Genomic DNA, 1,336 nt, shown 5'->3' with positions numbered 1-1,336 from the left:
GCTCGACGCCGATCGCCCACTACATCTATTCGCGCGGCACGGCCGCCGGCAAGCGCGTGCAGTGCTTCGGCGGCGCCAAGAACCACATGATCATCATGCCCGATGCCGACATGGACCAGACGGTCGACGCGCTGATCGGCGCCGGCTACGGCTCGGCCGGCGAACGCTGCATGGCGATCTCGGTTGCCGTCCCGGTCGGCAACGACACCGCCAACCGGCTGATGGAAAAGCTGATCCCGCGCGTCGAAAGCCTGAAGGTCGGTCCTTCGACCGACTCTTCCGCCGATTTCGGCCCGCTGGTGACGCGCCAAGCCCTGGAGCGGGTCAAGGGCTATGTCGACACCGGCGTCAAGGAAGGCGCCAAGCTGGTCGTCGACGGCCGCGGCTTCTCCATGCAGGGCTATGAAGACGGCTACTATATGGGCGGCTGCCTGTTCGACAACGTCACCGCGGACATGCGCATCTACAAGGAAGAGATCTTTGGGCCGGTGCTGTCGGTTGTGCGCGCGCCGACCTATGAGAGCGCGATCAAGCTCGCCAACGACCACGAGATGGGCAATGGCGTCGCCATCTTCACTCGTGACGGCGATGCCGCGCGCGATTTCGCAAGCCGTGTCCAGGTCGGCATGGTCGGCATCAATGTGCCGATCCCGGTGCCGATCGCCTACTACACCTTCGGCGGTTGGAAGGCGTCTTCCTTCGGCGACCTCAACCAGCACGGCCCGGACGCGTTCCGTTTCTACACCAAGACCAAGACGGTGACCTCGCGCTGGCCGTCCGGGATCAAGGACGGTGCCGAATTCGTCATCCCGACGATGAACTGACCGGACAACAGATTGATTTTGAATTTGAGGCCCGGGCGCTCGCGCCCGGGCTTTTTTGCAGTCCGGCGACGACCCTATCTGCGTGAACGCTAATGTGATGGAACCAAGTGGGCATCTGCCGTCTTGGTTTGCAGTCCTGCCGCAAGGAGGTACGGCAGATCAAGCAACGGCGCTGGCGACAGCTTCGGGGACATCGTCTGGCGCAAGGAGGTGTCAGATGACCCGTCTTGTGGCAACGCTATTTTTCGCGGCGGTTTCCGCGTTTGCCGCCGTCCCGGCGATGGCGGAGCAATGCGCAGCCCGTGCGGATATGATCAAAGCGCTCGGGGAAAAATTCCACGAAAGCGAGGCTGCGCGCGGCCTGGTCAACCCGAGCGTCATTCTTGAGATATTCGTCTCCGACCAGGGCACCTGGACGATCCTTGCCACCGACACGCATGGTCAGAGCTGCGTCATCACGGCGGGCGAAGGCTGGGACGGTTCGTTGATGGCGGCGGCTGCCTTGCCAGGGA

The 1,336-nt window shown here is 63.2% G+C and carries 2 protein-coding genes; both read left to right on the top strand.

All coding sequences use genetic code 11. The features are described 5' to 3' along the window. Positions 1–824 (top strand): aldehyde dehydrogenase family protein (locus EN994_RS31770; protein WP_127308168.1); only part of this gene is annotated, 824 nt, incomplete at its 5' end. A 217-nt stretch (positions 825–1,041) separates the two neighbouring features. Continuing rightward, positions 1,042–1,336, top strand: a 295-nt coding sequence (locus EN994_RS31765) for a hypothetical protein (RefSeq protein WP_127308167.1), incomplete at its 3' end; no start/stop codon positions are given.

The organism is Mesorhizobium sp. M7A.F.Ca.CA.002.09.1.1 (assembly GCF_003998555.1).
Classification (GTDB): domain Bacteria; phylum Pseudomonadota; class Alphaproteobacteria; order Rhizobiales; family Rhizobiaceae; genus Mesorhizobium; species Mesorhizobium ciceri.
The sequence above is the reverse complement of the archived record's forward strand: the minus strand, read 5'-3'. Positions and strand labels throughout refer to the sequence as shown.